Source organism: Sphingobium sp., from assembly GCF_041987595.1.
GTDB lineage: Bacteria > Pseudomonadota > Alphaproteobacteria > Sphingomonadales > Sphingomonadaceae > Sphingobium.
The window spans coordinates 32,969-39,545 of sequence record NZ_JBHIWJ010000038.1 but is presented as its reverse complement, the minus strand read 5'-3'; the positions used below and the strand labels follow the sequence as shown (position 1 = coordinate 39,545).

Below are 6,577 nucleotides of genomic sequence, written 5' to 3'. Positions count from 1 at the left end.
TTTGGCGCCGTTGTTGGGGTTGGAGGCTGTGGCGGCGGAGTGAAGCGTTTGATAATGTTGATTAGCGCGGAGTTTGGAAATAGATCGATGCCTAGGTGAATGCGGGGGCGAACGAGTGGACAGAAAATCAGAACCATTAGTTAGGACAAATAACGCTAATTATTGGCTTACTGCCCTTCTCGTTATTGGAGCGCTAATCATATTGGTCGTGGGAAATAATTCCATGACTAAAAACTGGCAATTTGCAGGCGGCGACGCTAGCGACGCAATTAACAATGTAGGACTCGCAGTATTAATCGCTGCCCTAACTCAACTTTATACCGATTTTAGAGTTCGGACGCGGTTCTACCAAGACATCTCCGACCATATAGTCGCGAATGAATCACTTAGAGAATCAGGAATATTAAAGTTCTTCAGCGATTCAAAGCTATGCATTCCTCATTCCGTTTTGAAACATTGCACCAAGATCGATGTGGGCGTGACTTATTCAGATAGATTTTTGAAGGACAATCTGGCGCATATCTGTTCTAGGGGCGAACAACTCACAGTTCGAGTATTTTATTCGGATATGGACGATCCTGATGTTCTCGATATAGTTTCAAAGAATCTATCCATCAGTTCCGATGCCGTTAAATCTGAATACACCAAACTTAAGAAAATAATTGGGCAGATAAGAGATAGCGGCGTGAATGTTTTAGAGTTTAAAAATAAATCTATGCCGCACTATTCCTTTTATAGCACAGATGATAATTGTTATTTCTTAACTATGAGCACGTTTGCTTCGCGGAGAGCATCAGTTCCGCTATTTCAAGTTGATCAATCAAGCGCAATTGCTGAACTTATTCGGCAAGATATACAGCACATCACCGCATCAACCTAGGCGGCTTAAATGACAAGCGATGTCCAGAGAATAGTCGATGAACTTTTAGACAGATATCCCGAGTCGGATATAAGAAAGGCAATAGCAAAGTCGGCAAAGCGTAGAGGCGAACGAGTTTTAACCGTTGTTGTTAATTTTGGGATGCACTCGCTGCCAGAGGAAATTCTACGAGGGGATGTATTATTTTTCTCAGAAGGCAATGTAGATTTATCTGACGAAGGAATCCATCGGACGATGATGGAGCTTTCCAAAAGAGCTGTTCGCTTTTTAAGATCGAAGGTGTGGCAGAAAATCTATATTGTACCTTCTGGACACCCCGCACTAGTAGTACTTGCTACGTTAGTAACTTATAGAGTTACTAGGGTTGATCCAAGCATTGTATACTACCTTGATGGTAAATATAATGACGTGGATTTTGATATCCGTAGCGAAACGGTGAAAAAGAATACGTTATTGTGAGGGATGTAGGTCGCGAAATGCTGTACTCAAATTTGCCTGCGAGGCTGGTACATTTTTGAAATTAGCTATTCGTCGCGTGAATCAACAACCTGATATGTAGATGGTGGGCTCGATGTATGACAAAACTCACTTCCATCGAGGCTGAGTTCGCGACGACCGAGCGAGCCGAGGCCTATGACGCCTGGCTCCGCTCGGAGATCGAGGCGTCATTGGCCGATCCCCGGCCCAGCATCCCGCACGATCATGTCATGGCTGAGCTATGCGCGATCATCGCGGCCAAGAAATCCAGCCAAGCATAATGCCGCACATCATCTGGCGTCCGAAGACACGCGAGGAAGCGCGCCAGATCATCGACTATATTTCGGATCGCGATCCCTCCGCAGCCGCTCGGCTCGCTGAACTGGTCGAATATGCGGCCGAACGATTGGCCGATCATCCCTATATGCACCGGGCCGGGCGCGTTCCCGATACGCACGAAGCGATCATCACTCCCAACTATATGCTCGTCTACCGTGTTGGAGCCGACGTCATAGAAGTGCTGACTGTCAAGCACACTCGCCAACAATATCCTTGACAATGTTTCCATTTTGTTCTGTCCTACAACCCCTCCCCTGACATATCCTCCCGGCAAAGCCACCTAACGAAAGGGCCTTGCCATGTCCTACCACTTCCCTCCGCTCCCCACCCCCGCCGAGCAAGTCCGCGCCGACGGCTGGAGCCCCGCGCGGCAGCGGCAGTTTCTGGAAACCCTCGCCGCCACCGGCATCATCGCCAAGGCCTGCGAAGCCGCCGCCATCTCCACCCGCTCGGCCTACGCCTTGCGCATCCGCCGCGACGGCGCGGCCTTTCGCCTCGGCTGGGACGCGGCCATCCTCATCGCCCGCGCGCGCCTCGCCGACGAACTGCTCGCCCGCGCCCTCACTGGCCATGAGGAAGTGATCCGCAAGGACATGGACGCAGGCGAAATCACCCGCCACCGCCACGACAACCGCCTCGCCATGTCGATGCTCTCCCGCCTCGACCGCATGGCCGACAATCCGCCAGAAGGCTCCGACGCCGCCCTCGCCCGCGTCGTCGCGCAGGATTTCGCCGCCTATCTCGATATGCTCTGCCCGCGGGATGGGGCAGAAGCGGATCACCCGGCCCAGCCCTGCCCCCCGGCCGATCCCGGCGTCCGCGACGGTAGCGGCGCGGCGCCGCCCGACCCCGCCCTGCCGGACGGCCTGCCCGCCATCGAACATGCCGCCGCCGCCCTGTCGCCCGGCGCCTCCGCCGCGCTGTTCGTCGCCGCGCGCATGGCGCTGGCCGAGGGGAACAAGGCCCGGTCCCATCCCCTCGATGAACGGTGTGAACTTCCGCTTCCCCCGGTCGATCGCGCCGCCCTTCCGCCGGAGGAGGCCGCCACCCGGCTGCGCGGCGCATGGTGGGACGCGGCACGGGAAAACTGGCGCACCGACTTTCCCCCGCCGCCCGGCTTCGACGGGGACGAGAGCGACGACCTGTATGACATCGACTGCTATGACCGCGACCTGACGCCGCAGGAAAAGCAGGCGCTCGATGCGCTCGCGGCCGAACAGCGCCGCCCCTATGAGCAGGCCGCCGCCCGCGCCCGCGACGCCTTTTTCGGCTTCGCCGCGCTGGAACTGCCCGGATGATCCCCCGCCGTCGGCGCCGCCCGCGCGCCCGCCGCCTTGCAATTTCGCTCTCCAGCGCCCATATGGAGACCGCTACAGTCGCAAATCGACGGTCTTCGGCGCTTTGCGGCACCAAACTCCTTCTTTCCCTGCCCCTCTAGCAATCGGTCCGTCCACGCTGGACGCGCCGCGTGAAAGAAGGAAAACTACCCAATGAGCATCGTCGGAACCGTCAAATTCTTCAACGCCGACAAGGGCTATGGCTTCATTGCCCCCGATGACGGCAGCCCGGACGCCTTCGTCCACATCACCGCCGTTGAACGCGCTGGCTTTGCCACGCTGCGCGAAAAGGACCGCGTCTCCTATGATCTGGAGCAGGACCGCCGCGGCAAGATGGCGGCCGTGAACCTCCAGCACGCCGAATAAGGCCCGGAGCGATCAGGGGGCGGCCGCAAGCCGGCGCCGCTGGATCGCATCAAGACAAAGGTCAGGCCGGGCGCCGTTTCCATGGCGCCCGGCCCTCCAGCCAGGAGGAACGCCCCCATGGCCAACCCCGACTATCGCGCCCTCGCCGCGCAGGCCCACGCCGAAGCCGACGCCGCCACCCTCGACAATGTCCGCGACCGCGCGCTCCGTTCCGAAGCCGCCTTTCTCGCCATGGCCGCGCGTCAGGATCTGGCCGACCGCAACCGCGCCCGCCGCGAAGCCGCCGCCCACACCGCCGCGGAAGCCGCCGAAGCAGCCCCCGGCGACAGCTGAAAAATTCGCGCCGTCCCGGCCTCCTCTCCCGCCCGAAAGACGCGGGGAAAACAGGGCACCGACGCAGCAATCCGGCGAAAATGACGGTTTTGCGTGCCTCAGCCCCGTGTTGCATCTCATCCCGATCCTGCCGGACGCAGCCCATGCTCCTTTCGTCGCGCTCCCCGGAACTCCGGCCTCTCCGGCCCGTTATCCCACCCGAACCCGCACGAAATTCCCGGAACAAGGAGCCAGACCTCATGATCCGCACGCTGATCTTCGGCGCCATCGCAGGCTATGTCGGCAAGAAGCTGTACGACGAAGGCAAGCTGACTGAATTCAGGGACGACCTGGTCGCCCGCTACAATCAGGCCAAGGCCGATCTGGAAGACCGCAAGCACGAAGGCGCGTCTACCACCAGTCCCGCGGCCGTTGCGGCTACTCCGTCCGGCACGCCAGCCGCGCCCCTCGCATCCTGATCGTCGAACACGATTTCCCCTTCGGACCGGGAGCGTGAAATCCCCTCCCGAAAAACGCTGACCCTGTCCAACCCCCTTCCAGCGGCGACATCCCTCTCCCGCTGGCTTCCACTGCCCGCCCGGCGCCTTTCCCCCCTTTAGGCTGCCGTGGCGGGCAGACCAGTTTTGCGCAACTTTCGCTCCACCAAAAGGGTTATCCAAAGGCAGGGGCTGATAATGAGGAGAGAGATACCATGCGCACCCCCCTATTGGCGGCGGCACTGCTCGCCATGCCGCTGACTGCATGCATGTCCGACGGATATGGCGGCTATGACCGCCCGTCGCGCCCCGGCCCCGGCTATTCGGGCAGGCCCATCGGCGACAATGACTATATTTATCGAGACAATGACGGCCGCTATTATTGTAAGCGCGACGACGGCACCACCGGCACGATCGTCGGCGCCATCGCGGGGGGTGTGCTGGGCAACATCATAGCGCCCGGCGGCTCCAAGACGCTCGGCACCATTCTGGGCGGTGCCGGCGGGGCGTTGGCAGGCCGCGCCATCGACAAGAGCAATATTCGCTGCGAATGAAAAAAGGGGCGCGGACCTGAAGTCCGCGCCCCTTTTCAAACCTTTGACGGGCGATAAGGTCAGAGCTTTTCAACCAGCTCCGGCACGACCTTGAACAGATCACCGACCAGACCGATGTCCGCAACCTGGAAGATCGGCGCGTCCTCGTCCTTGTTGATGGCGATGATGGTCTTTGAATCCTTCATGCCCGCCAGATGCTGGATCGCACCGGAAATACCGACGGCGATATAGACTTCGGGCGCGACGATCTTGCCGGTCTGGCCGACCTGATAGTCGTTGGGCACATAGCCCGCGTCGACAGCGGCGCGCGAAGCGCCGACCGCTGCGCCCAGCTTGTCCGCCAGCGGGAAGATGGTCGCTTCGAACGTCTCGCCATCCTTGAGCGCACGTCCACCCGACACGATCACCTTGGCCGAGGTCAGTTCGGGACGCTCCAGCTTGGCGATCTCGGCACCAACGAAGGAAGAAATACCCTTGTCGCCGGTCGAGGAAACAGCTTCTACCGCGCCCGAACCACCCTCACGCGCTGCCTTTTCAAAGGCGGTGCCGCGCACGGTGATGACCTTTTTTCCGTCCTTCGACCTGACGGTCGCAATCGCGTTGCCGGCATAGATCGGACGGGTAAAGGTATCGTCACTCTCGACCGAGAGAATATCGCTGATCTGCATGACATCCAGCAGAGCGGCGACGCGCGGCGCAATATTCTTGCCGTTGCTGGTGGCGGGCGCGACAAAAGCGTCATGGCTGGCCATCAACTGGACGATCAGCGGTGCCACATTCTCAGGCAGCGCATGGCCGAAAGCGGCGTCATCGGCGACATGGACCTTGCCAACGCCCGCAATCTTCGCGGCTTCGTCGGCCACGCCGCCAACGCCTGCGCCAGCGACCAGCAGATGCACTTCACCCAGCTTGCCAGCAGCGGTGACGGCGGAAAGGGTCGCGTCCTTGACGACGCCGCCCTCATGTTCAACCCAGACAAGCGTCTTCATGCGGCAACTCCCAGAGCTTTCAGCTTCGCGACCAGTTCATCGACATCGGCAACCTTCACGCCAGCCGATCGCTTGGCGGGTTCGGACACCTTGAGCGTTTCGAGGCGCGGCGCAATGTCGACGCCGTAATCGGCCGGCGCCTTGGTCGCGAGCGGCTTCGACTTGGCCTTCATGATGTTGGGCAGCGAAGCATAGCGCGGTTCATTGAGGCGCAGGTCAGTGGTGATGATCGCCGGGGTGTTCAGCTTCACCGTCTCCAGACCGCCGTCGACTTCGCGAGTGACGTTGACCTTGTCGCCCTCGACCTCCACCTTGGAAGCGAAGGTGCCCTGCGGCAGGCCCAGCAGCGCGGCCAGCATCTGGCCGGTCTGGTTGCTGTCGTCGTCGATCGCCTGCTTGCCCAGGATGATGAGGCCAGCGGCCTCCTCTTCCTGCACCTTCGCGAGCAGTTTGGCGACGCCCAGCGGTTCGACCTCATCATCGGTCTGGATCAGAATCGCCCGGTCGGCGCCCATGGCCAGCGCCGTCCGCAGCGTTTCCTGCGCCTTGGCCACGCCGATCGACACTGCGACAACCTCGGTCGCCACACCCTTTTCCTTCAGACGGATCGCCTCTTCCACCGCGATCTCGTCAAACGGGTTCATGCTCATCTTGACGTTCGCTAGATCAACGCCCGTCCCATCCGCCTTTACGCGCGGCTTAACATTGTAATCGATAACCCGCTTCACGGGCACAAGGATCTTCATCTGCACATCCTCCGTTATTCACGCCAAGTCCGCCAACGCGAAAGCAAAGGCAAACAGGGGCGCGGGCAGCCCGTTTCCGG

Annotated in this window: 11 protein-coding genes; 9 read left to right on the top strand and 2 right to left on the bottom strand. The window is 59.8% G+C overall.

The genetic code is table 11. The annotated features are described in order from the left end of the window. The first annotated feature begins 223 nt into the window (after window positions 1-223). The 9 genes from ACFC3J_RS11755 to ACFC3J_RS11715 all read left to right on the top strand — a co-directional run bounded on the left by ACFC3J_RS11755 (window position 224) and on the right by ACFC3J_RS11715 (window position 4,762). Window positions 224-880 (top strand): hypothetical protein, encoded by a 657-nt coding sequence (locus tag ACFC3J_RS11755; protein WP_375196354.1) that lies wholly within the window; start codon window positions 224-226, stop codon window positions 878-880. A gap of 9 nt (window positions 881-889) precedes the next feature. Further along, entirely contained in the window at window positions 890-1,339 is a 450-nt protein-coding gene (locus ACFC3J_RS11750; RefSeq protein WP_375196353.1) for a hypothetical protein, read from the top strand. 116 nt (window positions 1,340-1,455) lie between these two features. Then, window positions 1,456-1,638, top strand: a complete 183-nt coding sequence (locus ACFC3J_RS11745) for a stability determinant (protein ID WP_375196352.1) — start codon at window positions 1,456-1,458, stop codon at window positions 1,636-1,638. Next, complete coding sequence (locus ACFC3J_RS11740) at window positions 1,638-1,913, top strand: type II toxin-antitoxin system RelE/ParE family toxin (protein ID WP_375196351.1); 276 nt, start codon at window positions 1,638-1,640, stop codon at window positions 1,911-1,913. The genes ACFC3J_RS11745 and ACFC3J_RS11740 overlap by 1 nt, the downstream gene beginning before the upstream one ends. Window positions 1,914-1,995: 82 nt before the next feature. Further along, the gene (locus ACFC3J_RS11735) at window positions 1,996-2,994 is read left to right on the top strand and encodes a hypothetical protein (RefSeq protein ID WP_375196350.1); all 999 of its coding nucleotides are present in this window, start codon (window positions 1,996-1,998) and stop codon (window positions 2,992-2,994) included. A 192-nt stretch (window positions 2,995-3,186) separates the two neighbouring features. Continuing rightward, the gene (locus ACFC3J_RS11730) at window positions 3,187-3,399 is read left to right on the top strand and encodes a cold-shock protein (protein ID WP_192666392.1); all 213 of its coding nucleotides are present in this window, start codon (window positions 3,187-3,189) and stop codon (window positions 3,397-3,399) included. A gap of 117 nt (window positions 3,400-3,516) precedes the next feature. Beyond that, window positions 3,517-3,732 (top strand): hypothetical protein, encoded by a 216-nt coding sequence (locus ACFC3J_RS11725; RefSeq protein WP_375196349.1) that lies wholly within the window; start codon window positions 3,517-3,519, stop codon window positions 3,730-3,732. A gap of 239 nt (window positions 3,733-3,971) precedes the next feature. Beyond that, entirely contained in the window at window positions 3,972-4,190 is a 219-nt protein-coding gene (locus tag ACFC3J_RS11720; RefSeq protein WP_375196348.1) for a hypothetical protein, read from the top strand. Between the two features lie 233 nt (window positions 4,191-4,423). After that, entirely contained in the window at window positions 4,424-4,762 is a 339-nt protein-coding gene (locus ACFC3J_RS11715) for a glycine zipper 2TM domain-containing protein (protein ID WP_375196347.1), read from the top strand. A gap of 59 nt (window positions 4,763-4,821) precedes the next feature. Here ACFC3J_RS11715 and ACFC3J_RS11710 read toward each other — a convergent pair whose 3' ends face one another. Further along, window positions 4,822-5,751 (bottom strand): electron transfer flavoprotein subunit alpha/FixB family protein, encoded by a 930-nt coding sequence (locus ACFC3J_RS11710; protein ID WP_375196346.1) that lies wholly within the window; start codon window positions 5,749-5,751, stop codon window positions 4,822-4,824. Then, complete coding sequence (locus ACFC3J_RS11705) at window positions 5,748-6,497, bottom strand: electron transfer flavoprotein subunit beta/FixA family protein (protein ID WP_375196345.1); 750 nt, start codon at window positions 6,495-6,497, stop codon at window positions 5,748-5,750. Before ACFC3J_RS11705 ends, ACFC3J_RS11710 begins: the two co-directional genes overlap by 4 nt. Window positions 6,498-6,577: the final 80 nt, after the last annotated feature.

What these genes read in the sequence shown, in the direction of transcription:
- ACFC3J_RS11755 (WP_375196354.1), top strand. Translation starts at nt 224, where the DNA reads ATGACTAAAAACTGGCAATTTGCAGGCGGCGACGCTAGCGACGCAATT.
- ACFC3J_RS11750 (WP_375196353.1), top strand. Translation starts at nt 890, where the DNA reads ATGACAAGCGATGTCCAGAGAATAGTCGATGAACTTTTAGACAGATAT.
- ACFC3J_RS11745 (WP_375196352.1), top strand. Translation starts at nt 1,456, where the DNA reads ATGACAAAACTCACTTCCATCGAGGCTGAGTTCGCGACGACCGAGCGA.
- ACFC3J_RS11740 (WP_375196351.1), top strand. Translation starts at nt 1,638, where the DNA reads ATGCCGCACATCATCTGGCGTCCGAAGACACGCGAGGAAGCGCGCCAG.
- ACFC3J_RS11735 (WP_375196350.1), top strand. Translation starts at nt 1,996, where the DNA reads ATGTCCTACCACTTCCCTCCGCTCCCCACCCCCGCCGAGCAAGTCCGC.
- ACFC3J_RS11730 (WP_192666392.1), top strand. Translation starts at nt 3,187, where the DNA reads ATGAGCATCGTCGGAACCGTCAAATTCTTCAACGCCGACAAGGGCTAT.
- ACFC3J_RS11725 (WP_375196349.1), top strand. Translation starts at nt 3,517, where the DNA reads ATGGCCAACCCCGACTATCGCGCCCTCGCCGCGCAGGCCCACGCCGAA.
- ACFC3J_RS11720 (WP_375196348.1), top strand. Translation starts at nt 3,972, where the DNA reads ATGATCCGCACGCTGATCTTCGGCGCCATCGCAGGCTATGTCGGCAAG.
- ACFC3J_RS11715 (WP_375196347.1), top strand. Translation starts at nt 4,424, where the DNA reads ATGCGCACCCCCCTATTGGCGGCGGCACTGCTCGCCATGCCGCTGACT.
- ACFC3J_RS11710 (WP_375196346.1), bottom strand. Translation starts at nt 5,751, where the DNA reads ATGAAGACGCTTGTCTGGGTTGAACATGAGGGCGGCGTCGTCAAGGAC.
- ACFC3J_RS11705 (WP_375196345.1), bottom strand. Translation starts at nt 6,497, where the DNA reads ATGAAGATCCTTGTGCCCGTGAAGCGGGTTATCGATTACAATGTTAAG.